The sequence below is a fragment of the Gordonia iterans genome (assembly GCF_002993285.1).
GTDB classification, from domain to species: domain Bacteria; phylum Actinomycetota; class Actinomycetes; order Mycobacteriales; family Mycobacteriaceae; genus Gordonia; species Gordonia iterans.
This window is the reverse complement of the sequence record NZ_CP027433.1, coordinates 2,850,108-2,872,732: the sequence shown is the minus strand read 5'-3', so window position 1 is coordinate 2,872,732 and position 22,625 is coordinate 2,850,108. Positions and strand designations below refer to the sequence as shown.

Genomic DNA, 22,625 nt, shown 5'->3' with positions numbered 1-22,625 from the left:
CGGTCGGCGCGACTACGCTGAGCACGTGACTTCGATGGGTGGACGCTCGGCGGTTCCGAGCCCGGGCCGGCTCGGACTCCTCGAGCCCACGGCCCGTCAGGACCTGGACGAGCTCGGCTGGAACGACGAGGCCGCGGTGGAGCGGTTGTGGGCGCTCTCGCGTGCGGCGGATGCCGACCTCGCACTCAAGTCGTTGGTTCGGCTGAAGCAGGCGCAAGGATCGGAGTGGGCGGAGATCGACCGGCTGCTCCGGAGCGACCGGAGCTTTCGCGGCCGGTTGCTCGGCTGCCTGGGCGCCTCCGACGCGCTGGGCGATCACCTGGTCGCGGAGACCGGGTCGTGGCGGCTGCTACGCGAACCGGATCTGCTCTCGGCATGCGAGGCGCGCGAGAGCCTGCTCGCCGCCGTGGCGGCGACACCCGAACCCGACCGCGGGCAGAACCTGCTCTACCGCGCCGGGCTCACCGGGCCGGAGGCCGTAGCCGCGCTCCGGACGGCGTACCGCAATCTGGTGATGCGGCTCGCCGCACAGGACCTGGCGCCGACCGTCGAGGACGAGCCGGTCCTGTTCCTGCCCGAGGTGGGCGGTCATCTGTCCGATCTCGCCGACGCCGCGCTGACCGCGGCGCTGGCCGTCGCTGTCGCCGAGGTCCTCGGCGAGAAGCCGCTCGAGTGCCGCCTCGCGGTGATCGCGATGGGCAAATGCGGTGCGCGCGAACTGAACTACGTCTCCGACGTGGACGTGGTCTTCGTCGCCGAACCCGCCGACACCACCTCGGCCCGGATCGCGGGAGAGTTGATCCGCATCGGTTCGATGGCCTTCTTCGAGGTCGACGCCGCGTTGCGCCCCGAGGGCAAGCGGGGTGCGCTGACCCGCACTCTGGACTCGCACCTGGCCTACTACGAGCGCTGGGCCAAGACGTGGGAGTTCCAGGCGCTGCTCAAAGCGCGGCCGATGACCGGAGACATGGCGCTGGGCGCGGACTACGTCGCGGCCACGGGGCCGCTGGTCTGGACGGCGTGCGAGCGCGAGGACTTCGTGACCGACGTGCAGGCCATGCGCCGCCGGGTCGAGTCACTGGTCCCCGACGACCACAAGGACCGGAACGTCAAGCTCGGCCAGGGCGGCCTGCGTGACGTCGAGTTCGCCGTTCAGCTGATGCAGATGGTGCACGGCCGCATCGACGAGAGCCTGCGCGTGCCGTCGACGCTGGCGGCGATCGACGCGCTCACCAGGGGTGGTTACGTCGGCCGGACCGACGGCGCGAACTTTCAGGCGTCCTACGAGTTCCTGCGGGGCTTGGAGCACCGCCTCCAACTGCAGCGGCTCTCACGCACTCATCTGCTGCCGGATCCGGACGACGCGGCCGCCATGCGCTGGCTGGCTCGTGCGGCGCACGTGCGTCCCGAGCGCGGGAACGACGCCGCGACGGTGCTCCGCCGCGAACTGCGACGCCAGCGGTCTCGCGTCCGGCAGCTGCACGAGAAGCTCTTCTACCGACCGCTGCTGGAGGCGGTGACCCGTTTCGACGCCGATTCGCTGTACCTGCAGAACAAGTCGGCCGAACGGCAGCTCGCCGCGTTGGGTTACGCCAAGCCCGAGCGTGCGCTGGCGCACATCAAGGCGCTCGGCTCCACGCCGGGCCGCCGCGGACAGGTCCAAATGCTGATCCTGCCCAGTCTGTTGCAGCACATCAGCAACACCCCCGACCCCGATGCGGGGCTGCTCAACTACCGCAAACTGTGCGACGAGCTGACCGGAGCCGAGTGGTTCCTCCGGCTGCTGCGCGACGACGGCGTGGTGGCCGAGCATCTGATGCACGTGCTCGGCACCTCCGAGTACATCGCCGACCTGCTGATGCGTTCGCCCGACGTGATCCAGCTGTACTCGACCGGTGCGGCCGGGCCCAAACTGTGCGAGGTGAGTTCGAACGACGTGGTCAAGGGCCTGATCGCGTCCATGCGCCGGCATGCCGATCCGCGCAAGGCGATCGCCGTCGCCCGATCGCACCGTCGTGCGGAGCTGGCGCGGATCGCTTCGGCCGACCTGCTCGGGCTGATGGACGTCCAGGAGGTGTGCCGCGCGCTCTCCACAGTGTGGGCGGCGGTACTGGGCGCGGCGCTGGAGAAGGTGATGTCGTCGGTGCCGTACGAGGGCGACGGCCCCGCTCCCGCCCGCATGGCCGTGATCGGCATGGGCCGGCTCGGCGGCGGCGAGCTGGGTTACGGCTCGGACGCCGACGTGTTGTTCGTGTGCGATCCGGTGGAGGGCGTCGACGAGACCGTCGCCGTCCGGTGGGCGCAGGCCGTCGCCGACAACGTCCGCTCCCTGCTGGGCACGCCGAGCGCCGACCCGCCGCTCGAAGTGGACGTGGGTCTGCGGCCGGAGGGCAAGAACGGCCCCATCGTGCGGACCCTGGCGTCGTACCGGGCGTACTACCACCAGTGGGCCGAAGCCTGGGAGGTGCAGGCTCTGCTGCGTGCGCACGCCGTCGCCGGCGATCCGGGACTCGGTCTGGACTTTCTGCACATGATCGACGAGATCCGTTACCCGGCCGGTGGCGTCTCACCGGACGCGGTCCGGGAGATCCGGCGGATCAAGGCGCGGGTGGACGCCGAGCGCCTCCCGCGCGGCGCCGACCCGATGACCCACACCAAACTGGGTCGCGGCGGTCTGGCCGACGTCGAGTGGACGGTCCAGCTGATGCAGCTGCGCCACGCGCACGAGTATCCGGAACTGCATCGGACCTCGACCGTCGAGACGCTCGACGCGATCGGGGAGGCCGGCCTGTTACCCGAGGACGAGGTCGCCATGCTGAAGGACGCCTGGCTCACCGCGACGCGGGCGCGCAACGCGCTGGTGCTGGTGCGTGGGAAGCCCGTCGACCAGCTTCCCGGACCCGGCCGGGAGCTTCGCGCCATCGCCTATGCCGCCGGCTGGCCGCAGGACGAGGCCGCGGAGTTCCTGGAGCACTATCTGCGCGTCACCCGCCGGGCCAAGAGCGTGGTGACCGAGGTGTTTGGATGAGTGTGAACCGAGAATCGCTCGTGTCGCGACAACGCTCTCGCCCCCGGAGGCGGTCTGGCGAGCCGAGTCGATGACCATGTTCCGCGGGGCCCTCGCAGGACAGGGCGAAGCGACGGTTCTCGTCTTCGCCGGAGGCGCCCTCGGCGCACCGGCGCGCTACTTCGCGGAGGCGAATCTGCCCGGCGCCGAGGACGGATTCCCGGTGTCGACGTTCGTCGTCAACGTCGCCGGAGCGTTCGCGCTCGGACTCCTGCTCGAGTCTCTCGTCCTCGCCGGCCCCGACGCCGGCCTGCGCAAGCGCGCCCGGCTGTGCATCGGCACCGGCTTCCTCGGCGCCTTCACCACCTACAGCAGTTTCGCCGTCGAGATCGATCTGCTGAACCGGACCGACCGGCTCGGCATCGCGGCGGCGTACGCGGTGTCCAGCCTGGTGATGGGCCTGCTGGCGGTCGCGCTGGGGATCTGGCTGGCACACGCGGCACGCCGCGCGGCGAGGGACCCCCGATGACCGTGTGGGTGGTCGCCGGTGTCGGCCTGTTCGGCGGACTCGGGGCGCTGACTCGATTCGTGCAGGACACCCTGGTCAAAGCCCACGTCTCCTCGGGGTTCCCCTGGGGGACCGTCAGCATCAACGTCGTCGGCAGCTTTCTGCTCGGGCTGATCACCGGACTGGCGATGTTCGCCGGTGAGGCCGAGCAGTGGAAGATCGTGGTCGGATCCGGATTCTGCGCCGGCTACACGACGTTCAGCACCGCGATGTTCGAGGCCGTGTCCCTTGCCCGGGCGGGGCGATGGCGCGCAGCCCTGCTGGACGTCATCGGCACATTAGTCCTCGCGGTTCTCGCCGTCGGCCTCGGAATTTGGCTGGTCTCCGTGTGACGGTGCCTAGCCGCGTCCGTGTTCAGACGAGGGTGAAGGTCGAGCTGCACCGGGCGCGGACCAGCCGGTGGTCGTGCGAGACCAGCGCTGCTCCCACGCCCTCGTCGACCAGGCCATCGATCAGGCCGATGATCGCGCGGGTGGCGATCGGGTCGAGCATCGCCGTCGGTTCGTCGCACAGCAGGTAGCGAGGTTCCTGAACCAGCACCCGGGCCACGCACGCGCGCTGTAGTTGTCCTTCGCTCAACTGCGTGGGATACCGATCGAGCAGATCGGCCGACAGGCCCACGCGGTCGGCGAGGTGGGCGGGGTCGGGAGCTTCCCGGCGGGCGGCCCGGGCGGGCTCGGTGATGATCTCGCGCACCGTCCAGCGGGGATTGCAGGACTGACGCGGGGACTGCGCGAGCACGGCGATCGCCGCGGCGGGCGGAGTCGGGGCGCCGTCGTAGGTCACCGACCCCGAGGTGGCCGGATGGAGCCCGGCGAGCACCCGCAACAGGGTGGTCTTTCCGGTGCCGGAGGGGCCGACCAGTCCGGTCATCGCCCCGGGCAGCACCGTGACGTCGACGTCGCGCAGGACAGTTCGGCCGTCGAACGCGACGGTGACACCGGATGCGTGGATGCCCTCGGCCGTCATATGCCGTCCTCGCCGAAGAGGGCGTGGAGGTAGGCGGCGTCGTCGAGGTGCGCGGTGCCGGTGGCCGGGTGAATCGGCTCGGAGCGGTCCGGCCCGGCCGGCGCGCGCAGCGGATCCGCGCCGGGTGGCAGATCGAGCAGCCGGCCGCCGCGCATCACGGCGATCCGGGTGTCGATCCCGGCTCGGCGCAGCGACGCGAGGTCGTGGGTGATCGCCAGCACCGCGGCGCCGGCCCGGGCCGAATCGGCCAGGAGCTCCCAGATTCGGTGGGCGAGTTCGGGATCCAGTGCGGACGTCGGTTCGTCGGCGAGTAGCACCCGCGGCTCGCCGGCCACGGCGGCCGCGATCGCGGCGCGTTGTGCCATGCCACCGGACAGCTCGTGCGGATAGCAGGCGAGGGCGGCGCGGGAGAGCCCGACCAGGTCGCACAGTTCGCTCGGCGAACGCGGACCGCCGAGCACCGACACCACCTCGCCGAGTTGTGAGCCGAGGGTGCGGACCGGGGTGAACGACGTGGACGGCGACTGCGGCACCAGACCGACCACGTGTCCGCGGAGCCGGCCCCAGGCGGAGTCCTGATCGCCGACCGTCGCGCCGTCCACGGACACTCCGCCGGTCGCGACCGCCCCCGGCGGCAGCAGTCCGCAGAGTGCGGCGGCGACCATTGACTTGCCGCACCCGCTTTCCCCGACCAGCACGGTCACCTCGCCCGGAAACAGGTCGAGGGAGACCTCGTCGAGCACGCGGACCTGCGGGGAGCCGCGCTGAGCCGAGGTGGCGACGGTGACGGTGAGGTGATCGAGGCGGGCGGACGGAGCCGCCACAGTCACGGCCGGCCCGGTCACCAGACACGTCCCGCCGGCGGAGCGGTGACTCGGCGCAGCGCCGACACCGCGCGGGTGACCGCGAGGGCCGTGACGACCAGCGCGAGCCCGGGGACGACGAGCGTCCACCACGCACCGGTCAGCACGTCGCCGCGGGCGTCGCTGAGCAGGGTACCGAGACTGGCGCGGTCGGGCGAGAGTCCGACACCGAGGAACGAGAGCGTGGTCTCGTGCCAGATGGCGTGGGGAAGCAGGATGATCATCGCGACGAGCGCCTGGCCGGCCACCGCGGGAACCAGGTGGTGCCGGGCGATGAAGTAGCGTCCGGCGCCGGCGAGCCGGGCCGCTTCGACCCAGCCGGCCGAACGGGTGCCGAGGAGTTCGGCCCGGACGACGCGCGCGACGGCCGGCCAGTGGGTGAGTGCGATGGACGCGATGATCGCCAGAGGCGCACCCCGCCACATCGCGGCGATCACGATCCCGAGTACCAGGTGAGGGAGCGCGTTGACGCCGTCGACGACGCGCATGGTGACGGCGTCGAACCAGCCGCCGGCCGTCACCGCGGCGACGCCCACCGCGACGCCGATCAGGGTGGAGAGCAGGGCGCACACGACGGCGATGACCAGCGAGATGCGCAGTGCCTGTGCGGTGCGGACGGCCAGGTCGTACCCGGAGTGGTCCGTGCCCAGCAGGCCGCCGGAACCCGGGGGCAGGAGGGCGCGTGAGAAGTCTGGGACCTGCTCGGCGGCCACGATCGGCACGACGACGGCGAGCAGCGCGACGGCCAGGACGACCAGCAGACTCGGTGAGGTCGCAAGCGCGCGGAGACGGCGGCGACGCGAACCGCCGGTCGTGGTGCGGGGCGACGTGGTCGTCATGCGACCATCTCGATGCGCGGGTCCAGCCACACCGCGATCGCGTCCGAGAGGACCGAACCGATCAGCACGAGGGCGGCCGATCCCACTGCGAGGGCGGCCAGCAGGGGGAAGTCGAGCGCGACGGCGGAGTCGACGAGCGCTTGCGCCAGGCCGGGCCAGCCGAAGACGGCCTCGACGACCGCGGCGCCGGCGAGCAGTTCCGGCAGCCGGGTACCGATCAGGGCGAGCGTGGGCAGTGCCGACATCGGCGCGATGTGCCCGCGAAGCAGGGTCGGTCCGTCGACGCCGCGGGCGCGGGCGGCGAGCACCGCGTCGGACGAGGCGGCCTCGACCACTGCTGCACGCATGGTGAGCAGCAGCCAGGGAATCATCGCGAGGGTCAGGGCGGCGGTCGGCAGGATGCCGTGGACCAGGAGGCCGGCAGCGGTGTAGTCATGGCCGGGGGCCCGGGCCCCGGATGTCGGGAGCCAGCCCAGGCCGACGGCGAACACGATCACGAGCACGAGGGAGACGACGAACGGCGGGGTGGCGGCGAGGAAGGCGGCGAGCGTGGAGCAGGTCCGGTCGAGCCGCCCGCCGCGCCGCATGCCGATCACCGCCCCCAGCCCGATGGAGATGAGCGCCGCGAGGACCAGCGAGATCAGAGCCACTCCGAAGGTGAAGGGCATGCGCTCGATCAGGACCGTGCCGACCGGCTGCGATTGCGTCGACGACCAGCCCAGATCGCCGTGCACCAGGTCGACGCACCATTGCCACCATGCCTTCACCCAAGGCTGATCGGTCTGATAGGCGGCGGCCATCGCCTCCCGCTGGGCCGCCGTGGCGTTCTGGTAGCGACTTCCGAGATAGCCGGTCAGCGGATCGAACGGCGAGGCGGCGGCGACCGCGAAGATCGCGAACGACACCGCGATGATCGTCGGGATGCCGATCACCGCGCGGCGCACCAGCAGGCGGACGACCCGCCGGCTTCGGCGCGGCCTGCGTCGGCCGGCGGGCGGGTCGCCGGTCGGGCTGCCCGCTGACGCCGGACCGACGTTCCCCGGCGCGGTGCCGGTCGGATCGGCGGCCGACGGATCCGGGGACGACGGATCGGCGGACGGCAGCAGGGCCGCGGGACCGGTCGGCGGGATGACCGGCGGGGTGACCGGCGCGTTCATGATGGTGGCCGCCAGGACGGCAGATTCCACCACGGGCCCCACAGGACTCCGTGGGAATGGGGCTCCAGGATCGGCGCGTCGTGCGTCCAGCCGGCGGTTCGGGACGCGTAAGTGTGCTGCAGAAATGTCAGGAAGACCCCCGAGGGGTAGCGCGCATAGAGGGTCTGGATCTGTCGGTAGCGGGCATCGTTCTCCGCTCCCGGTGCGCTCTGCCGCGCGGCATCGAGGAGCGCGTCCATTCCGGGAGCGGTGAAGTCGCCGGGATTGGAGTACGGCGACCCGCCGGGGACCTGGGTGTGCAGGGTGTCGTAGACCTGGGAGTCGATGCTGTACGGGGTCTCGCCGCCGCCGAGCAGGACCGCGTCCTCGTCCAGGCGGGTGTCGATGTGGTCCCAGCTCGCGCCGCGCGGATCCACGTGGATGCCGACCCGCTTCATCGCGGCGGCGAAGGCCACGGCGAGATCACGGCGCACGGTGTCTTCGGCCGGATACAGCAGAGCGAAACGGGCTTGCCGGCCGTCCTTGACGCGGATGCCGTCGCCTCCCGGTCGCCAGCCGGCCTGGTCGAGGATCTGCGCGGCCTGTCTGGGATCGAACCGGAACTGGGCGGTGGGCTCGAACGCGGCGCCGTAGGCGTCGGAAATCGGGGTGCTCGCCGGGGAGCCGAAGCCGGCCAGGACCCCGGAGACCAGCGCGTCACGGTCCACTGCGACGTTCATCGCACGGCGGGCGGCCACGTCGGCGGTGAAGGGGTTGTTCTTGGGCAGACTGACTCCGCGCCAGTCGGCGGTGTGTACCGCGACGACGTCGACGCCCGGTGTGGCGCGCAGGCTCTCGGCGAGCCGGGGTGGAAGCGTGGCGCCGTCGACCTCGCCCGCCGACACCCGCTGGGCACGATTGTTGTCGTCCGGGGCGGCGGTGTACACCAGACGCCGGAGGGCGAGAGGGCCGCGCCAGTAATCGTCCCGGGCGACGAAGACCGCCTGATCCGGGCGCAGCGAGTCGAGGCGATACGGCCCCGTGCCGACCGGTGCGGCGTTGAGCGCCCAGTCGCCGGCGGGCGCGGCCTCCACCTTCTCCGACGGCACGATCCCGACCAGCAGGTACGGCGACGGATCGGCATCCGTGCTCAGCGTGACGATCACGGCGGACGGGCCGTCGGCGGCGACGTCGGTGATCGGGCCGATCTGCGTCGAGATGTCGGCAGCCACCGCGGGGTCGACCATTGCTCGGTAGGTCGCGACCACATCGGCGGCGTCGAACGCGGTGCCGTCGGAGAAGCGGATGCCCTCGCGCAGTGTCACCCGCCAGCGGCGCGGCGCGGTCCGGACCGGTCGCTCGGCCGCCAGTGCCGGGACCAGGCCCGGCAGCGTCGTGTCGTCGGGAGCCGACGGTTGCAGGAGACCCTCGTAGACGGGGGAGACGCCCAGCGCCCCGTACCCGAGCATCGGGTTGTACTGGCCGAAATCGCCGACGTCGGCGAGGACCAGCTGATCTCCGGCGTTCTCGGCCGAGCCGGCGCACGCGGCGAGGGCCAGAGGCACGGCGAGAGCGAGGGCGGCGGCGCGGCGGTGGACCGGCCGGGACTTCGACGTCGGCAACATGAGAAATAGGTTTGCGTAAACACATGTCAGTCACATGTCAGTCGCATGTCAACAGCGTGTCAGCGTGGGCAGATGTTGCGGATCGGTTCTTGACCGGCGAGAATCGCCACACGAAAGAGGAGGTCGCCATGGCCCACGACGGGCGGCCCGTGGCCGATGACGGCGCAACCGGGAGCGCCCAGCTCACGCAGGCCGAGGTCGCTCACTGGGCTTCGCGGTTCGCCCTGCTCGGTGACCCGACCCGGTTCGCGTTGCTGGTCGAGATGCACGCGGTCCCGGACTCCGCGGTGTCGGAGCTGGCCGCGCGCGTCGGCATCACCGAGAACGCCGCCTCGCAGGCGCTGCGCGTGCTGCGTGACGAGGGGTGGGCCGTGGCCGACAGATCCGGCCGCACTGTCCACTACCGGATCGTGCACGACGCCGTGGTGCACCGCATCCTGCACGACATCGTCGGCGTCGGGCACCTGCTGACGGGTCAGGGGCACTGACGCCCGCGACGGCATCGAGGGGCCCGCAGACCACTGCCGAGTACCCGAGGGTCCCAGGCGCAGGCCGGCCGTCCGCGTCCCGAACGACCGGCCCGGTCAGCCGTCAGGCAGGGATCACTCGCCGACCTTCGCGATCTTCAGCTCGAAGATCAGGGTGTCGTCGGCGAGGATCGCGGGCGGGTTGCCGCCCATCGGGCCGTAGCCGTCGGCGGGTGTCATCACGACTGCGACCGAGGAGCCGCCCTTCTGCCCGATCAACGCCTTCTGGAAGCCGGGAACGACACCGCTGACGGGGAAGTCGGTGGCCTGCCCGCGCTGGTAGGCGGAGTCGAAGACCTCGCCGCTGCGGCCGTTCACACCCTCGTAGCAGACGTACACGGTGTCGGTGGCGGCGACCTCGGGTCCGTCGCCCTCGACGAGGGTCTTCACTTCCGTGTCGGTGACGGTGAAGGGCTTGTCGACCTTGATGAACGGGCCGTGCTCCTTGGTCGCCGGGGCGATCTGGGCCTCTCCGGTAGCTCCCTTGACCGTCCACTCGGGCTTGGTGTCCGCCGGGGCCGGCGTCGTCGCGCAGGACAGGTCGCTCGGGTCGTAGACCGAGTAGGAGTCGCCGTCCGAGGAACAAGCGGTCAGAGCGAGGGCGGCGGCCGCCGGGAGCAGAAGCAGGGCTGTGCGTTTCATGGGACAGAACGTTACCGTCCGGCCGCGACGGGGCAGGAGCCGCCGGGCAGGAGCGAGCGCTCGCGTCCGAGCCAGCGGCCGACCGCGTTCAGGGCGCCGACGCCCTGTTCGAAGCTCATCTTCGGTGCGGCCACACCCATCGACACGGCGACGCGGGTGCGGTCGTCGAGGGTCAGGATCCCGATCTGGCGGACCAGCCAGCCGGCGCCCGGTTCGGCACCCCAGCCGCCCTTCACCGCGGCGTCGCCGGATGTCTTGCGCAGACCCCAGTTCTGCGCCGTCGCGACGTGCGACATCAGATCCAGCACGTGGGCGCTGCCGCTCAGACAGGGCAGGTGTGCGGTCCAGGCCGCCGAATCGGCGAGGGTCCACACGGTCTCTCCCAGGTGCGGCCACTGGGCGTCGTCTCCGGCCGGGCGTACGACGGTGTGGGGGTCGCCGCCCTCGCGCAGTACTCGGGTGACCGCTCTGACGGCCTCGTCCGGGGTGCCGAGCGACCGGGTCAGCAGCCGCGCGGACCGGTTGTCCGAGTCGATGATCGCCTTGGTCTCCGAACGGTTGGCCCCGTGTCGCCGTTCTGCCTCCAGGGCCAGGGGGATCTTGATCGTCGACCATGCATCCAGCACGCTCTGATCACCGAGCAGAACGGTCGCCCCGCCGCCCACCGGGGTGATCGCCACGCCGACCGGAAGCGCGAGGCCCAACTCGTCGAACGAGGTGTGCAGCTGCTCCTGCGGGCTGAGCGGGGTCCCGGCCACGACCGGCGGACCGACCTTTTCGTAGTGCCCGGCGTACACGGCCGCCGCGGCGATCACCGCGATCGCAGCCAACGCGATGCCCAGGCGGGCGCCGGGCCGGACGGCGCGCTGCGTCGGTCAGGCGGGGGCTGCGGGTCCGGCGCCCGGTGTCGTCCGGTCATCCCCCACCGTAGGCGCCGGCGCCGTGATCGAATGCACGACGCCCCCGGTGCGGAACCGGGGGCGTCGTATACGTCGACGAGCGATCAGCAGTCGTAGTAGAGCTGGAACTCGTAGGGGTGCGGGCGGATCTGGACCGGCTCGATCTCGTTCTCGCGCTTGTAGGAGATCCAGGTGTCGATCAGGTCCTCGGTGAAGACGCCGCCTGCAGTGAGGTAGTCGTGGTCCTCTTCCAGGCGGTCGATCACCGCGGCGAGCGAGGTCGGCGCCTGCGGAATGCCCTTGGCCTCCTCCGGCGGGAGCTCGTAGAGGTCCTTGTCCACCGGCTCGTGCGGCTCGATCTTGTTCTTGATGCCGTCCAGGCCGGCCATCATCATGGCCGCGAAAGCCAGGTACGGGTTGCCCGAGCTGTCCGGGCAACGGAACTCCAGGCGCTTGGCCTTCGGGTTGTTACCGGTGATCGGGATCCGCACGCAGGCCGAACGGTTGCGCTGGCTGTAGACCAGATTGATCGGGGCCTCATAGCCCGGCACCAGGCGCTTGTACGAGTTGATGGTCGGGTTGGTGAAGGCCAGCAGGCTCGGGGCGTGGTGCAGGATGCCGCCGATGTAGTAGCGGGCCAGGTCCGAGAGGCCGGCATAGCCCGACTCGTCGTGGAACAGCGGCTTGCCGTCCTTCCACAGCGACTGGTGCGCGTGCATTCCCGAGCCGTTGTCGCCGAAGAGCGGCTTCGGCATGAAGGTGACCGACTTGCCGTTCTGCCACGCGGTGTTCTTGATGATGTACTTGAACAGCAGCACGTCGTCGGCGGCGTGGAGCAGAGTGTTGAACTTGTAGTTGATCTCGGCCTGACCGCCGGTGCCCACCTCGTGGTGGCCGCGCTCGAGGGTGAAGCCGGCGTTGGTCAGGTTGGTCGACATCTCGTCGCGCAGGTCGACGTAGTGGTCGTACGGGGCGACGGGGAAGTAGCCGCCCTTGGGGCGGACCTTGTAGCCGAGGTTCGGGGTTCCGTCCGGGTTGGTGGCGGCCGAGGTGTTCCAGGCGCCGGAGACCGACTCGACCTCGTAGAAGGTGCCGTTCATCTCCGAGCCGTAGGCGACCGAGTCGAAGATGTAGAACTCGGCCTCGGCGCCGAAGAAGCAGGTGTCGGCGATGCCGGTGGAGGTCAGGTAGTCCTGCGCCTTGCGGGCGACGTTGCGCGGATCGCGGCTGTAGGCCTCGCGGGTGAACGGGTCGTGGACGAAGAAGTTGAGGTTCATCGTCTTGGCCTTGCGGAACGGGTCGATCCGTGCGGTGGCCGGGTCGGGGAGCAGCATCATGTCGGACTCGTCGATCGACTGGAAGCCGCGGACCGACGAACCGTCGAAGGCCAGCCCCTCGGTGAAGACGTCCTCGGTGAAGGCCGAAGCCGGGATCGAGAAATGCTGCATCGTGCCGGGGAGATCGCAGAACCGGATGTCGACGTACTCGACACCTTCGGTCTTGATGCCCTCGAGCAGTTCTTCGTTCGTGTTGTACACGGTCGCCGTTCTCCTAACTCGGGTGGGCCAGAACCTCTCTGGCCGCAACTCACACCCTGATTCTTATCGGAGTGAGGTGTGAATCGTTGCGTTTGACGGTAGGGAGGCGAGGTTGCCCGCCGGTCAACCAAGTGTTTCCCCCGTGTTACACAGCGGCCGCTGTGTGTGGATCTCGTGAATTCCCGGGCCCTCCGGCGTGCGGATTCGGCGGATTCGGGCCCGGGAGGCGGCGACACTAGTGTCCCGTGTCGGAAGTTTCTCGATGGTTGCCGGGAGTCCGATGGGCGGCCGGCAAGGCGGACGAGGGAGGGATACCGGCAGGTATCCTGTCCCGCCCCGGGTTTGATGGAGACATCGAAACCTGGAGGAACAGAGGAAGATGGCAGCACAGCGTAAGTACCCGTTGGAGTTGAGGGAGCGGGCCACTCGGTTGGCGGTGGAGGCTCGGCGGGATCCGGCATCGAAGGTCGGTGCGATTAAGCGGATTGCGGACCAGCTCGGGGTGCATCCCGAGGCGTTGCGGACGTGGGTGAAGCAGGCCGAGATCGACGGCGGTGTCGTGCCGGGTGTCACCTCGGCCGAGGCGGGCCGGATCGCGGAGTTGGAGCGGGAGAACCGTGAGTTGCGGCGGGCGAACACGATCTTGAAGCAGGCATCGGCTTTCTTCGCCGCGGAGCTGGACCGTCCGGCGAGGTAGCTGTTCCCACGGCGTTGAGGGTCGAGTTCGTGGACTCCGTTGCGGAGGAACACGGCGGCGTCCAGCCGGTCTTGGCTGCCTTGGAGGGCACGAGTGCCGAGATCGCGTCGTCGACCTACTACGCCTACAAGGCTCGGCCCGCTTCGCCGCGGTCGATCCGTGATGAGGAGTTGACCAAGATGATCAGGAAGGTGCACGAGGAGAACATGGAGGTCTACGGCGCGAGGAAGGTGTGGCACGAGATCAACCGGCAGATGCCGAGCCAGCCCGGCCAGTCGGCGGGGCCGGGCCGGGAGTCGGTGGCGCGGTGCACGGTCGAGCGGCTGATGCGGACCGCCGGGCTGCGGGGTGTGCTCCGCGACAAGCATCCCCGCACCACCAGGCCCGCGGCGGAGACCGGCCGGCCCGCTGACCTGGTCGACCGTGACTTCACCGCGTCGCGGCCCGACCGGTTGTGGGTAGCGGATCTGACATATGTGAGGACGATGTCGGGGTGGGTGTACGCGGCGTTCGTACTGGACGTCTACTCGCGGATGATCGTGGGCTGGCAGGTCTCGACGGGCCTCTACACCGACCTCGCCCTGGACGCGCTGCAGATGGGGATCTGGCGTCGCCAGCGCGACGGGCGGGACCTGACCGGACTGGTCCACCACTCCGACAGGGGCGCCCAGTACCGAGCGATCCGCTACACCCAGCGGCTCGCTGAGGCCGACGTGGTCGCCTCGGTGGGGTCCAAGGGCGACAGTTACGACTGCGAGGATCATGTATGCGTCACCACCTGGTGTCTGACCCCTGCTACGACCGGCCCTGCGGGTGTCTTCGCGTTGACCTGTCGACCCCGGATGGTGGCGTTCACCCAGGCTGCTGGCCGGGTGGGCAGTGACCTGATAGGAGCCTGACTCGACCAGGGTCTCATCGCAGTCCTGTCCGCCCACTCCGGCCAGCTGAGCCATGGACCCAGAATGCGAGAGAGGAATCCACAGTCCAATGTCCAGCATGCAGCTCCGCCGTGACGATGTCATCATCGGTGTCGATACCCACAAGGACAACCACGTAGCAGTCGCGATCGACGGTCTCGGCGGACGACTCGGTGATGTGGTCACTCCGGCCACGGTCGCCGGATTCGACGAGCTCGTCACCTTCTGCCTGGCGTTGGTCGGCCCGGCCGGAAGTCTGATCGGGTTCGGCGTTGAAGGCACCGGCTCCTACGGCGTCGGCCTGGCCCGCTACCTGCGCAACCACGGCCACCAGGTCCATGAGATCGCCCGTCCCGCGCGGGCCGCCGAACGTCGTCTCGCGGGGAAGAACGACACCCTCGACGCCGAGCACGCCGCTCGGCAGCTGCTGGCCGGCCACGGCTTATCGGCACCGAAGACCGCCGATGGTGCAGTGGAGACGATCAGGCTGGTCAAGATCGCCTACGACGGTGCCGTCCAAGCCCGAACCACCACCATGATCACACTCAAAGCGACCCTCGCGACGGGAAGCGAAGCGCTGCGCGCAAAGTTGGAGAAGCTCACTGACCACAAGCTGATCACCGCGTGCGCGGCACTGGAAGGCCCGACCCCATTGCCACCCGTTCGCCGTGGAGCACCAGCCGTAGTTGTCCCGAACGATCCAGAGGCCGCGATGCGACATGTGTTGTCCTCGATGGCGCAGCGTTGGCTTGCGCTGCATGAAGAGGCCAAGGCTCACGCCGCGTCGTTGAAGATACTCACCGTGGCCGCTGCACCCCGGCTCGTCGAGGCTGTCGGCGTCGGTTACGACACTGCGGCCCAGATGCTGATCACCGCCGGCGACAACGCCAACCGGATCAAGTCCGAGGCGGCGTTCGCCAAAATGTGCGGCGCCTGTCCGATCCCGGCCGGATCAGGCAAGACCAACAACCGCCACCGGCTGTATCGCGGTGGGAACCGCCAGGCCAACGCCGCGCTGTACCGGGTCGTCATCGTGCGGATGCGCTGGCATCAGCCCACCATCGACTACGTCGCACGTCGCACCGCCGAGGGCCTATCGAAACGGGAAATCATCCGCTGCCTCAAGCGCTACCTCGCACGTGAACTCTTCCGACTCCTGCCCACACCGGATACCACCGCCGAACCCCGTTCGTTGACGAACTCGAAATCGCGGCCTGATCGACTTGACAATCTATAGGAGCTTCAACGCGATGGCCGAGGCGCTGAACTCGCTGTACAAGGCCGAGCTGGTCCGCGGCCCCAGGCAGCGACGCAAGGGGATGTGGCACGGCATCGATGACCTCGAGATCGCCACCGCCGAGTGGGTCGACTGGTACAACCAGCGACGGCTCCACGGCGAGCTCGGACACGTCCCGCCCGCCGAGTACGAGGCCGCCTACTGGGCCAGCCTCGATCAAGCAGCCGACGACAAGAACGCCGCCTGACACGGCCACTGCAGGCCGATCACACGTCCAGGCCAACTCGGCTCTGGCAACCAAGGAAACCAACTAAATCAGTCTCCAAGAAACCCGGGGCTTGACATCCTGACCGAGGACAACGCCGCCAGACGTTCATCGGGCCCCGGCATACCGCGAAAGAACTTTCGACACGGGACACTAGGATGGACGGCATGGCTTCGAAGGACAGTTCCCGCCGTGCGAAGAAGACCGCGCCGTCGTCGTCGAGTTCGACGATGCGCGATGCCGCGGGTTCCTGGCTGACCGGCCCGTACATCGCCGCCGAAGACGTCGAGTACCGCGGCGCCGATCTCGGACTGCCGAAGGACGGTCCGGGCTCGATCGCCGGAGGCTGGGTGCGGGTCGTCGCGCTGCTGGTCGACTGGCTGATCGCGGCGGGCGTCGCGTTCGCGATCGTCGGGCCGCGGCAGGAGATCGTCAACGACGACGGCCACGTCTTCAGCGCTTTCGAAGTGACGGTGCAGGCGATGGCGTGGTGGCAGTTCGGCATCTGGTTCGTTCTGGGCATCTTCACGGTGGCGTTCTTCGGCTTCACCCCGGGCCAGTACCTCGCAGGCACGCGCGTGGCCCGCGCCGACCTGGGCGCCGAGCGCGGTGCGGCCGAGGCCGCCGGGACCCAGCCGCGGGCGGCCGTCGGGATCGTGCGCGCCTTCTTCCGCCAGCTGCTCATCCCGTTCGTGGTGCCCGCGCTGATCAACGACTACAACGGCCGCGCCATGCACGACCGGGTCACCGGCACCGCCGTGGTCCGCGCACGCTGACACGCCGGTTCAGCGCAGGGCCGCCAGCAGGCCGAAGAGGCCTTTGAGTCCGGCGATCCCGGGTTCCAGGGACACGTCGGGGTCGAAGGCGCGGCTGATGCCCAGCCCGATTCCGGTGCTCAGCAGCAGATCGGCCAGATCGCCGACGCCGGGCAGTCCGGGCGCCAGTTCGGCGGGATCGCCGAGGACGTCGGTGAGCAGAGCGGCGATGGCGGCGCTGAATTCGCGCCGGGCGTCCGCCGTCAGCGCGTGCACCGTGGGGTCGGTCCGCGCCAGCGCACTGAACTCCAGCTCCAGGGCGGTCCATTCGGCGTCGCCGACGGTCGCGCGGATCCAGTCGCCGAGCTTGTCCGCGATCTGATCGACGTCGTCGCTCGACGAGGTGATCGCGGCGATCTCGGCGAACTTCTCGCGCCGGATGTCGGTGAGGACAGCCTGGCACAGGGCCCGTTTGTCGGCGAAGTTCGAGTACACGGCGCCCTTGGAGTAGCCGGCGAGCTCGGCGACGGTGTCGAGCCTGGTCGCCGCGTATCCCTGCCGCAGGAACTCCGCGCGCGCGATTCGCCGCAGCTCGGATTGCGTCCGTTCGCGCTGTTGGGCGCGACTGAGGCGGATCGTCATGCCGACGATCCTACATTCTGAATACCGCAAGTATTGACATACCCGGGGTATCTGAACCAGACTCCGAGTGAGACCGGCGCCACATGCCCGGGCAGACTGCACCGCCGCAGGCGGCCGACGAAAGAGGACCTGAGACGTGGACTTCCTGGGAGCGTTGTCGCGCGGCATCACGTCGCGCATCGGATACCTGCGCGGCGTGCCGGCGATCGACCTCGACGGCGCTGTGGTGATCGTCACCGGGGGCGGCCGCGGCATCGGCGCCCGGACCGCGGAGGCCTTCGCGGCGGCGGGCGCGACGGTGTGGATCGGCGACCTCGACGCGGACGTCACGGCCGAGACCGCGGCGTCGATTCGCGGGGCGACGGCGCGCCGGCTCGACGTCACCGACCGGGCCTCCTGGACCGCGCTGATCGACGAGGTGATCGGCGCGCACGGTCGCGTGGACGTGCTGGTGAACAACAACGGAGTGATGCCGGTGGGGCCGTTCGCCGACGAGAGTGCGGCCACCACCGACCTGATGCTGGACGTGAACGTGCGCGGGGTGCTCAACGGCATGCACGCCGTGCTGCCGTCGATGGCGGCGGCCGGACGCGGGCACGTCGTCAACGTCTCGTCGATGGCCGGGATGATCCCGTTGCCGGGGATGGTCACCTACAACGCCAGCAAGTACGCGGCGCTCGGCGCTTCGCTCGCCGCGCGTCGCGAGTACGACGGAACCGGTGTCACGGTGTCGGCGATCATGCCGGCCGCCGTGCGGACCGAGCTCTCCTCCGGCGCCGATCTCTCCGTGCTGCCGACCGTCGACCCCGAGGACGTCGCCGAGCAGATCGTGCGCACCGTGACGACACGCGCTGCGAAGACCTCGTCGCCGTCGTGGGTCTTGCCGGCGTGGACGCTGGTGGAGGCCTTTGTGCCGGAGACGGTCGAACGAGCGGTTCGCGCGCTGATCGGTCACGACCAGGCGATGGCGCTCGATCCCGTCGGCCGCCGGAAGTACCTCGAGAGAATCGACCGGCAGGCGGGGGCGAGCGCGGTGTCGGGCACCGTGCCGACGGCCGGCGCCGCGCGCACCCCGGCCGAGAAGGCGGCACGATGACCAGGACCGCACTCGTCATCGGCTGCGGAGGCACACTCGGCGGCGCCTGGTCGGTCGCTGCGCTCCACGCGCTGGCCGAGCATCTCGACTGGGATCCGCGCGAGGCGGACATCCTGCAGGGCACCTCGGCCGGTGCCGAGCTGGCGACGATGCTCGGCGCGGGGTTCTCGGTGACGGAGCTGGTGGACATGCAACTCGGGCGGCCCGTCGACGAACGGCTGGCCGCGCACCTGGCCGCGACACCGGGGCCCCTTCCGCCGTTGCCACGGCTCGCACCGCCGCGGATGTCGGCACTGACCCGGCGCGGCGGCCACCGGGCACTGACCGGCATCGCCCCGCGCGGTCGAGGGGATGCCTCGTGGCTGGGGCAGCTGGCGGATGCGGTGGCCGACCCGACGACCGGCTGGCTGCCGCGATCCGGAGTCCGTCTGGTGGCCTATCGCCCGGAGGACGATCGGCGCATCGCCTTCACCGGGTCGGGCGAGGACGCGCCGTCGAATCCGGCCCTCGACTCGACGGCGTCGCTGAATCAGGCACTCCGGGCGTCGTGGGGCATCCCCGGATGGATGCCTCCGGTGACCGTCGGCGGACTCGACCACGTCGACGGGGGCGCCGCGTCGACCGCGTCGGTCGACCTGATCGGTCCCGGCGAGGCGGAGGTGGTTTACGTGATCGCGTCGATGGCCGGTCTCGACTTCACCCGCGGCCCGGGCCCCGGCGGACTCGCCGAGGCGGTGCTTCTGCGCCGGCCGATGTCGGCGCAGCTGCGCAGAGAGGTCGACCGGGTGCGAGCCCGCGGGACGCGCGTCGTCGTCGTGTCGCCGACCGCCGCCGAACTCGGCGCGCTCGGCCCCAACTTCATGAACCGCCGGAAGCGCGCCGCGGCCTTCGAGGGCTCACTCCGCAGTGCTCGCGCGACGGTGGCCGCAGCGCTGACCCTGGAGGAGGCGCGATGAGCGATCGCGAACCGCGCGTGGTGATCATCGGCGCAGGCGTGGCAGGCATCACCGCCGCGCATGTTCTGACCGAGGCGGGTTTCGCCGACGTCACGGTGCTGGAGAAGGGCGCCGACGTGGGCGGTGTCTGGTTCTGGAACCGCTACCCCGGCCTGACCTGCGACGTCCCGTCGCAGATCTACCAGTTCGGGTTCGCGCCGAAGCCCGACTGGTCCAGGGTGTGGGCCACCGGCGAGGAGATCCAGCGCTACCACCGGGACGTCGTCGAGCAACTCGGGCTGTCCGCACTGATCCGCTGCGGCGTCGAAGTGATCTCCGCCGAGTACGACGATGCGACGGGGGAGTGGACGCTGACCACCGCCGGCGATGAGCGGCTGACCGCCGACTTCGTCCTCTGCGCGACCGGGGTCCTGGAGAACCCCGCCTACCCCGACATCGACGGGCTCGACGAGTTCGCCGGTCGCGTCGTGCACACCGCACGCTGGGACCCCGAGCTGAAGATCGACGGCAAGCGCGTCGCCGTGGTCGGCACCGGATCGACCGGTGTTCAGGTGGTGTCTGCCCTGCAGCCGGTCGCGGCCTCGCTGATCCACTTCGTCCGGTCTCCACAGTGGGTGCTGTGGGCGCCGATGTCGCTGCCGCAGCTTCCGGGCACGGCGTCGGTTCTCGGGGCTCTGCCGAGGCTGCACAAGGACCTCTACCGCGGTCTGCTGTGGGGGTCGGGGATCTTCGCCGACGTCGTGCTGCGGCCGTCCTGGCGACGTTCGCTGGTTCAGCGGTACGCGCGGTTGTCGCTGCGGGCCCAGGTCCGCGATCCCGGGCTCCGAGCGCAGCTGACCCCGGACTACCAGCCGCTGTGCAAGCGTCAGGTGATCTCCGGGACCTACTACCGGGCACTGCAGCGGTCCAACGCGCAGTTGGTCACCGACGGCATCGACCGGGTCACCCCGACCGGGATCGTCACTGCTGACGGCACCGAACACGATGTCGACGTGATCGTGCTGGCGACCGGCTTCCGTGCGCACGACTACATGCGGCCGATGGCGATCAGCGGACGGGACGGGATCACCCTGGAGCAGGCGTGGTCCGACGGTCCGCGTGCCTACCGGATGACCGCGATCCCCGGGTTCCCCAACCTCTTCACGGTGCTCGGCCCGAACTCGCCCACCGGCTCCATCTCGCTGCAGTACTCCGCGGAGCTCACGAGCCGGTACATCGCACGGTGGCTGGGGAGGTGGTCGCGCGGCGAGATCGAGCGCATCGAGGTGACCGAGGAGGCCACGTCGTCGTTCTACGACGACGTCGCCGCCGCGTTGGGGCCGACCGTCTGGAACACCGGCTGCCATTCGTGGTACCTCACCGAGAGCGGACGCATCGACTTGTGGCCGTTCGACCGCGCGAGGATGGAACGCCTGCTCGCCGAGCCCGAGGTCGAGCACTTCCGGGTCGAGGCGCCGGAGCGATCCGTGGTCGTTCCGTGAGCGCCGGACCCGGCGTACCGTCGAAGACATGTGCCGAAACATCCGGGTCCTCCACAACTACGATCCGCCGGCCACCGACGACGAGGTGCGCGCCGCCGCGCTCCAGTACGTCCGGAAGGTCGCCGGGACCAGCAAGCCCTCGCAAGCCAACCGGGAGGTGTTCGACGCAGCGGTCGAGGAGATCGCCGCCGCGACACGGCAGCTGCTCGACCACCTGGTGACCAGCGCGCCGCCGAAAGACCGGGACGTGGAGGCGGCCAAGGCGAAGGCGCGGTCGGCGGCCCGGTTCCCCGCGACCGCGCGCTAGGCAGACCGCCCCGGCGGGGCAATAATGTCCCCATGACCAATCCCCCTGGACCACAGACCCCGCCGATCGACTGGCCCGACTACGACATCGGGTTCATCGACGCGATCAAGCGTGGTTTCACCAAGTACGCCACCTTCAGCGGGCGGGCGAGTCGCGCCGAGTTCTGGTGGTGGTTCCTCGGCATCTATCTGATCAACATCGTCCTGGGCATCATCGTGATGATCGCAGTGATCGGCTCGATCGCGGCTACCACCAACACGACCACCGACTCGTCCGGCAACACCACGGTGACCACCACGGGCGCCGGTGTGCCCTACTTCGCGATCGTGCTCATCATCGTGTTCGTGGTCTGGGCCCTGGCGACCATCGTCCCGAACATCGCCGTCGCCGTGCGCCGGCTGCACGATGCCGGCTACACCGGCTGGCTGTACCTGCTCACCCTGATTCCGTTCGGCGGCATCGTGGTCCTGGTTCTGTGCGCTTCCCAGACTTCGCCCAACGCCGAGCAGTACGGTCCGCCCTACACCCAGGGGGCGCCGATGCCCGGATACGGTGCGCCGCAGGGCTACAGCCAGACTCCTCCGCCGGGCTACGGCCAGCAGCCGCCGCAGGGTTACGGCCAGCGGCCACCGCAGGGTTACGGTCAGCAGCCGCCGCAGGGTTACGGCCAGCGGCCACCGCAGGGTTACGGTCAGCAGCCGCCGCAGGGTTACGGTCAGCAGCCGCCGCAGGGTTACGGCCAGTAGGCCGGCAAGAGAAACTCATCGACGATGCACTGAGCGCCCCGGTCACCGGACCGGGGCGCTCAGCGCATCCTCAGGCGCTCGTGACCGTGCAGGGACGACGGTGACGAGCACTGATTCTCAGGAAGCGCCTCCGCGGCGGCGCGCAGTGCGCGCCACGTTGCGCATCTTGGCGCCTTGCGGCATCGGGCCTTTGGGCATCGCGGGCCCGGCCGCGCCCTTGTTCTTCAGCGCGGCGAGGCGGCCGTCGAGGGCCTCCATGCGCTTGCGGTCGATGTTGCCGGGGAGCTTCTTGATGTGCTTCTCGAGCTTGGCCAGCGGGACCTCGCCGTCGTCGTTGCCGACGACGATCTGGTAGATCGGGGTGTCGCCGACCACGCGGGCCGCCTTCTTCTTCTCCTGCGCCATGAGCGGTCGCACGCGACCGGCCGAACCCTCGCCGACCAGGATGATCCCGGGCTTGCCGATCACCCGGTGCACGGCGTCGAGGTGACTGGTGCCGGTCACGGCCTGCTGTACGCGCCACTGTCCACGCATGTTGCCCAGCGCCCACCCGGCGGCCCCGGGCTGTCCCTCGGCCTTCTTGTAGACGCTCTTGGACACGCGGCGTCCGAAGAAGATGAACGCCAGCAGAATGCCCAGGATGACGCCGAGCACCAGCATGAACCAGCGTCCGCCGAACGCGAACTGGCCGATCAGGAAGAACACCACGCCGGTGCCGATCACGATCGCCAGCATCAGGGGGATCAGCGCCTTGTCTTCCTTGCGCTGCATGTTGAACGCCTGCCAGATCTGCTGGCGCTGCTGCTTGGAAGCGGCCTTCCGGGCGGCTTTCGCGGCCTTCTTGGCCTCTTTGCTCGCGGGGTCTGTGGGCTTTGCCATGGTTTCCAGTCTATCGGGGGATGCGCGGGCGTTT

Annotated in this window: 23 protein-coding genes and 1 pseudogene; 14 read left to right on the top strand and 10 right to left on the bottom strand. The window is 69.8% G+C overall.

Annotated features, from left to right (window positions below):
* Positions 1 to 34: 34 nt before the first annotated feature.
* From C6V83_RS13165 to crcB (C6V83_RS13155), 3 genes are all read left to right on the top strand, one after another.
* Positions 35 to 3,028: a bifunctional [glutamine synthetase] adenylyltransferase/[glutamine synthetase]-adenylyl-L-tyrosine phosphorylase gene (locus C6V83_RS13165; protein WP_199832659.1), complete on the top strand. Its 2,994-nt coding sequence runs from the start codon at positions 35 to 37 to the stop codon at positions 3,026 to 3,028.
* A gap of 70 nt (positions 3,029 to 3,098) precedes the next feature.
* Positions 3,099 to 3,536 carry a fluoride efflux transporter CrcB gene (gene crcB, locus C6V83_RS13160; RefSeq protein ID WP_105942774.1) on the top strand — a complete coding sequence of 146 codons (438 nt, stop codon included), beginning with the start codon at positions 3,099 to 3,101 and terminating at the stop codon, positions 3,534 to 3,536.
* The gene (crcB, locus tag C6V83_RS13155; protein WP_105942773.1) at positions 3,533 to 3,907 is read left to right on the top strand and encodes a fluoride efflux transporter CrcB; all 375 of its coding nucleotides are present in this window, start codon (positions 3,533 to 3,535) and stop codon (positions 3,905 to 3,907) included. Before crcB (C6V83_RS13160) ends, crcB (C6V83_RS13155) begins: the two co-directional genes overlap by 4 nt.
* A 22-nt stretch (positions 3,908 to 3,929) precedes the next feature.
* Here the strand turns inward: crcB (C6V83_RS13155) and C6V83_RS13150 are convergent, their stop codons facing one another.
* The 5 genes from C6V83_RS13150 to C6V83_RS13130 are packed head-to-tail and all read right to left on the bottom strand — an operon-like array spanning position 3,930 to position 9,007.
* Positions 3,930 to 4,544, bottom strand: a complete 615-nt coding sequence (locus C6V83_RS13150; protein WP_105942772.1) for an ABC transporter ATP-binding protein — start codon at positions 4,542 to 4,544, stop codon at positions 3,930 to 3,932.
* On the bottom strand, positions 4,541 to 5,389 hold the full coding sequence (locus tag C6V83_RS13145; protein ID WP_234353726.1) for an ATP-binding cassette domain-containing protein: 849 nt from the start codon (positions 5,387 to 5,389) through the stop codon (positions 4,541 to 4,543). The genes C6V83_RS13150 and C6V83_RS13145 overlap by 4 nt, the downstream gene beginning before the upstream one ends.
* A complete protein-coding gene (locus C6V83_RS13140; RefSeq protein WP_105942771.1) occupies positions 5,386 to 6,246 on the bottom strand; it encodes an ABC transporter permease in 861 nt (286 codons plus the stop codon). Before C6V83_RS13140 ends, C6V83_RS13145 begins: the two co-directional genes overlap by 4 nt.
* Positions 6,243 to 7,445: an ABC transporter permease gene (locus C6V83_RS13135; protein WP_407646166.1), complete on the bottom strand. Its 1,203-nt coding sequence runs from the start codon at positions 7,443 to 7,445 to the stop codon at positions 6,243 to 6,245. Before C6V83_RS13135 ends, C6V83_RS13140 begins: the two co-directional genes overlap by 4 nt.
* Positions 7,400 to 9,007: an ABC transporter substrate-binding protein gene (locus C6V83_RS13130; protein ID WP_105942770.1), complete on the bottom strand. Its 1,608-nt coding sequence runs from the start codon at positions 9,005 to 9,007 to the stop codon at positions 7,400 to 7,402. Before C6V83_RS13130 ends, C6V83_RS13135 begins: the two co-directional genes overlap by 46 nt.
* Before the next feature lie 128 nt (positions 9,008 to 9,135).
* Here C6V83_RS13130 and C6V83_RS13125 point away from each other — a divergent pair, with 128 nt between their 5' ends.
* The gene (locus tag C6V83_RS13125; protein ID WP_234353724.1) at positions 9,136 to 9,495 is read left to right on the top strand and encodes an ArsR/SmtB family transcription factor; all 360 of its coding nucleotides are present in this window, start codon (positions 9,136 to 9,138) and stop codon (positions 9,493 to 9,495) included.
* Positions 9,496 to 9,609: 114 nt separating this feature from the next.
* On the opposite strand, the gene C6V83_RS13120 is transcribed toward C6V83_RS13125, so the two are convergent.
* From C6V83_RS13120 to glnA, 3 genes are all read right to left on the bottom strand, one after another.
* Entirely contained in the window at positions 9,610 to 10,176 is a 567-nt protein-coding gene (locus C6V83_RS13120; RefSeq protein WP_105942769.1) for an FKBP-type peptidyl-prolyl cis-trans isomerase, read from the bottom strand.
* Between the two features lie 11 nt (positions 10,177 to 10,187).
* The gene (locus tag C6V83_RS13115) at positions 10,188 to 11,006 is read right to left on the bottom strand and encodes a serine hydrolase (protein WP_105942768.1); all 819 of its coding nucleotides are present in this window, start codon (positions 11,004 to 11,006) and stop codon (positions 10,188 to 10,190) included.
* Between the two features lie 173 nt (positions 11,007 to 11,179).
* Positions 11,180 to 12,613 carry a type I glutamate--ammonia ligase gene (glnA, locus tag C6V83_RS13110; protein ID WP_105942767.1) on the bottom strand — a complete coding sequence of 478 codons (1,434 nt, stop codon included), beginning with the start codon at positions 12,611 to 12,613 and terminating at the stop codon, positions 11,180 to 11,182.
* Positions 12,614 to 12,992: 379 nt separating this feature from the next.
* Between glnA and C6V83_RS13105 the strand changes: the two genes are divergently transcribed.
* The 5 genes and pseudogenes from C6V83_RS13105 to C6V83_RS13085 all read left to right on the top strand — a co-directional run bounded on the left by C6V83_RS13105 (position 12,993) and on the right by C6V83_RS13085 (position 16,505).
* Entirely contained in the window at positions 12,993 to 13,310 is a 318-nt protein-coding gene (locus tag C6V83_RS13105) for a transposase (RefSeq protein WP_105940842.1), read from the top strand.
* A gap of 14 nt (positions 13,311 to 13,324) precedes the next feature.
* A complete protein-coding gene (locus C6V83_RS13100) occupies positions 13,325 to 14,209 on the top strand; it encodes an IS3 family transposase (RefSeq protein ID WP_267893955.1) in 885 nt (294 codons plus the stop codon).
* A gap of 88 nt (positions 14,210 to 14,297) precedes the next feature.
* The gene (locus tag C6V83_RS13095) at positions 14,298 to 15,464 is read left to right on the top strand and encodes an IS110 family RNA-guided transposase (protein ID WP_234353723.1); all 1,167 of its coding nucleotides are present in this window, start codon (positions 14,298 to 14,300) and stop codon (positions 15,462 to 15,464) included.
* A gap of 7 nt (positions 15,465 to 15,471) precedes the next feature.
* Positions 15,472 to 15,711 (top strand): annotated as a pseudogene (locus tag C6V83_RS13090) (integrase core domain-containing protein); the annotation flags it as partial.
* 248 nt (positions 15,712 to 15,959) lie between these two features.
* Entirely contained in the window at positions 15,960 to 16,505 is a 546-nt protein-coding gene (locus C6V83_RS13085; protein ID WP_105943939.1) for an RDD family protein, read from the top strand.
* A gap of 9 nt (positions 16,506 to 16,514) precedes the next feature.
* Here C6V83_RS13085 and C6V83_RS13080 read toward each other — a convergent pair whose 3' ends face one another.
* Complete coding sequence (locus C6V83_RS13080) at positions 16,515 to 17,126, bottom strand: TetR/AcrR family transcriptional regulator (RefSeq protein ID WP_105942765.1); 612 nt, start codon at positions 17,124 to 17,126, stop codon at positions 16,515 to 16,517.
* Positions 17,127 to 17,271: 145 nt separating this feature from the next.
* On the opposite strand from C6V83_RS13080, the gene C6V83_RS13075 reads away from it, so the two are divergent.
* The 5 genes from C6V83_RS13075 to C6V83_RS13055 are packed head-to-tail and all read left to right on the top strand — an operon-like array spanning position 17,272 to position 21,712.
* A complete protein-coding gene (locus C6V83_RS13075) occupies positions 17,272 to 18,222 on the top strand; it encodes an SDR family oxidoreductase (protein WP_407646283.1) in 951 nt (316 codons plus the stop codon).
* Positions 18,219 to 19,178: a patatin-like phospholipase family protein gene (locus C6V83_RS13070; RefSeq protein WP_105942764.1), complete on the top strand. Its 960-nt coding sequence runs from the start codon at positions 18,219 to 18,221 to the stop codon at positions 19,176 to 19,178. Before C6V83_RS13075 ends, C6V83_RS13070 begins: the two co-directional genes overlap by 4 nt.
* Positions 19,175 to 20,659, top strand: coding sequence for a flavin-containing monooxygenase (locus tag C6V83_RS13065; protein ID WP_105942763.1), 1,485 nt, complete (start codon positions 19,175 to 19,177; stop codon positions 20,657 to 20,659). The genes C6V83_RS13070 and C6V83_RS13065 overlap by 4 nt, the downstream gene beginning before the upstream one ends.
* A gap of 28 nt (positions 20,660 to 20,687) precedes the next feature.
* Positions 20,688 to 20,966 carry a DUF2277 domain-containing protein gene (locus tag C6V83_RS13060; RefSeq protein ID WP_105942762.1) on the top strand — a complete coding sequence of 93 codons (279 nt, stop codon included), beginning with the start codon at positions 20,688 to 20,690 and terminating at the stop codon, positions 20,964 to 20,966.
* A 32-nt stretch (positions 20,967 to 20,998) separates the two neighbouring features.
* Positions 20,999 to 21,712, top strand: coding sequence for a DUF805 domain-containing protein (locus C6V83_RS13055; protein WP_105942761.1), 714 nt, complete (start codon positions 20,999 to 21,001; stop codon positions 21,710 to 21,712).
* Between the two features lie 117 nt (positions 21,713 to 21,829).
* Here the strand turns inward: C6V83_RS13055 and C6V83_RS13050 are convergent, their stop codons facing one another.
* A complete protein-coding gene (locus C6V83_RS13050; protein WP_105942760.1) occupies positions 21,830 to 22,591 on the bottom strand; it encodes a DUF4191 domain-containing protein in 762 nt (253 codons plus the stop codon).
* Between the last annotated feature and the right edge of the window lie 34 nt (positions 22,592 to 22,625).

What these genes read in the sequence shown, in the direction of transcription:
- C6V83_RS13050 (WP_105942760.1), bottom strand. Translation starts at nt 22,591, where the DNA reads ATGGCAAAGCCCACAGACCCCGCGAGCAAAGAGGCCAAGAAGGCCGCG.
- C6V83_RS13060 (WP_105942762.1), top strand. Translation starts at nt 20,688, where the DNA reads ATGTGCCGAAACATCCGGGTCCTCCACAACTACGATCCGCCGGCCACC.
- C6V83_RS13125 (WP_234353724.1), top strand. Translation starts at nt 9,136, where the DNA reads ATGGCCCACGACGGGCGGCCCGTGGCCGATGACGGCGCAACCGGGAGC.
- C6V83_RS13165 (WP_199832659.1), top strand. Translation starts at nt 35, where the DNA reads ATGGGTGGACGCTCGGCGGTTCCGAGCCCGGGCCGGCTCGGACTCCTC.
- C6V83_RS13130 (WP_105942770.1), bottom strand. Translation starts at nt 9,007, where the DNA reads ATGTTGCCGACGTCGAAGTCCCGGCCGGTCCACCGCCGCGCCGCCGCC.
- C6V83_RS13150 (WP_105942772.1), bottom strand. Translation starts at nt 4,544, where the DNA reads ATGACGGCCGAGGGCATCCACGCATCCGGTGTCACCGTCGCGTTCGAC.
- C6V83_RS13070 (WP_105942764.1), top strand. Translation starts at nt 18,219, where the DNA reads ATGACCAGGACCGCACTCGTCATCGGCTGCGGAGGCACACTCGGCGGC.
- C6V83_RS13120 (WP_105942769.1), bottom strand. Translation starts at nt 10,176, where the DNA reads ATGAAACGCACAGCCCTGCTTCTGCTCCCGGCGGCCGCCGCCCTCGCT.
- C6V83_RS13095 (WP_234353723.1), top strand. Translation starts at nt 14,298, where the DNA reads ATGTCCAGCATGCAGCTCCGCCGTGACGATGTCATCATCGGTGTCGAT.
- C6V83_RS13055 (WP_105942761.1), top strand. Translation starts at nt 20,999, where the DNA reads ATGACCAATCCCCCTGGACCACAGACCCCGCCGATCGACTGGCCCGAC.
- C6V83_RS13140 (WP_105942771.1), bottom strand. Translation starts at nt 6,246, where the DNA reads ATGACGACCACGTCGCCCCGCACCACGACCGGCGGTTCGCGTCGCCGC.
- C6V83_RS13105 (WP_105940842.1), top strand. Translation starts at nt 12,993, where the DNA reads ATGGCAGCACAGCGTAAGTACCCGTTGGAGTTGAGGGAGCGGGCCACT.
- C6V83_RS13080 (WP_105942765.1), bottom strand. Translation starts at nt 17,126, where the DNA reads ATGACGATCCGCCTCAGTCGCGCCCAACAGCGCGAACGGACGCAATCC.
- crcB (WP_105942773.1), top strand. Translation starts at nt 3,533, where the DNA reads ATGACCGTGTGGGTGGTCGCCGGTGTCGGCCTGTTCGGCGGACTCGGG.
- crcB (WP_105942774.1), top strand. Translation starts at nt 3,099, where the DNA reads ATGACCATGTTCCGCGGGGCCCTCGCAGGACAGGGCGAAGCGACGGTT.
- C6V83_RS13085 (WP_105943939.1), top strand. Translation starts at nt 15,960, where the DNA reads ATGCGCGATGCCGCGGGTTCCTGGCTGACCGGCCCGTACATCGCCGCC.
- C6V83_RS13065 (WP_105942763.1), top strand. Translation starts at nt 19,175, where the DNA reads ATGAGCGATCGCGAACCGCGCGTGGTGATCATCGGCGCAGGCGTGGCA.